This window comes from Microbacterium sp. BF1, from assembly GCF_019279095.1.
GTDB classification, from domain to species: domain Bacteria; phylum Actinomycetota; class Actinomycetes; order Actinomycetales; family Microbacteriaceae; genus Microbacterium; species Microbacterium maritypicum.
Map to the genome: position 1 here is coordinate 1 of NZ_JAGYWT010000600.1, position 1,409 is coordinate 1,409.

General features: G+C 67.6%; 1 protein-coding gene. It reads left to right on the forward strand.

Going from position 1 to position 1,409, the window contains the following annotated elements; all coding sequences use genetic code 11:
* Positions 1 to 92 precede the first annotated feature (92 nt).
* On the forward strand, positions 93 to 1,319 hold the full coding sequence (locus KZA10_RS15280) for a winged helix-turn-helix domain-containing protein (protein ID WP_218683311.1): 1,227 nt from the start codon (positions 93 to 95) through the stop codon (positions 1,317 to 1,319).
* The last annotated feature ends 90 nt before the right edge of the window (positions 1,320 to 1,409 follow it).

Here is a 1,409-nt window from a genome sequence, read left to right on the forward strand (position 1 = left end):
ACTCATCGCCCAAGTCTACGGTCACGCCGTAGGCCCTCGAACGCATCTTTCCCTGGAGGGTGCATGTCGGCGCTCGGCGATACCCTGACCGTGTGACCGATGCCCTCACTCCGACCCAGGCACGCCGCATCGCTCTGGCCGCGCAGGGCTTCACCCGCGCGCGGCCCGCATCGGTCGCGGGGCGCCACGTGCACCGGGTGATGGATCGTCTCGGTGTGCTGCAGATCGACTCCGTGAACGTGTTCGCACGATCCCATTACCTGCCGTTGTTCTCTCGGCTGGGCTCCTACGAGCCGGCCCTGCTCGACCGTGTCTTCCTCTCGCGCACGACCCATTACGTGGAATACCTCGCTCACGAGGCGACCTTCATCCCGATCGAGGACTGGCCGCTGTGGCGTTTTCGCATGGACGACTTCCGCCGACGCTGGGCGGGCGAAGAGTCCTGGATGTCGAGCAACGCGCGAACGCTGCAGTGGGTCCAGGACGAGCTGCGTGTGCGCGGGCCCTTGCGTCCCGCCGATCTCCGTGCCGATGCTCCCAGAGAACGCGGCACCTGGTGGGACTGGGACGACGTCAAGCTAGCCCTCGAACACCTGTGGCGAACCGGCGATGTCGCCATCAGCGGGCGCCGCGGGTTCGAGCGCACCTATGCGCTGGCCGAGCACGTCATCCCTGACGACATCCGTTCGCAAGAGGTCTCCCGCGCCGATGCCATCCGTGAGCTGACCCGTCGCGCGGCCCGATCGAGCGGCGTCGCGACGCAGTCCGACCTGGCCGACTACTACCGGATCCGCGACCGGGCCGCCGTCGCGCGCTCGATCACAGAGCTCGTCGACGCCGGCGAGCTGGAGCCCGTACAGGTGCGCGGCTGGGAACGCGGCGGGCGTCCACTCGCCGCCTGGCGGCATCGGGATGCGGTGCTGCCCCGCAAGGTCGACGCGGCGGCGATTCTGACGCCGTTCGACCCGGTGGTGTGGTTTCGGGATCGCGCACTCCGCGCGTTCGACCTCGACTACCGCATCGAGATCTACGTACCGGCAGAGAAGCGGCGGTTCGGCTACTACTCCTTGCCGGTCCTCGTGGGCGACCGCATCGTCGCGCGCGTCGATCTCAAGTCCGACCGCGCGACATCGACGCTGCAGGTGCAATCCGCCTGGTGGGAACCACAGGCTCACCCCGGCGATGCCGAGCAGATCGCTGCCGAGCTCCGACTCGCAGCGGCGTGGCAGGGACTGGAGCATGTCTCGGTGTCGAGGTGGGGTGACGCCACCGAAGCGCTGCATGTCAGGGGCTGGAGATCCAATCATGCCCACGTCTGACGTGGACGCTGAAACAGTGCGAGAGGTCGTCGGGTATGTGCACCAGATCGGATGGCAGCTGCGCCTAGGCGAGCACATCGAAGGCAAGCA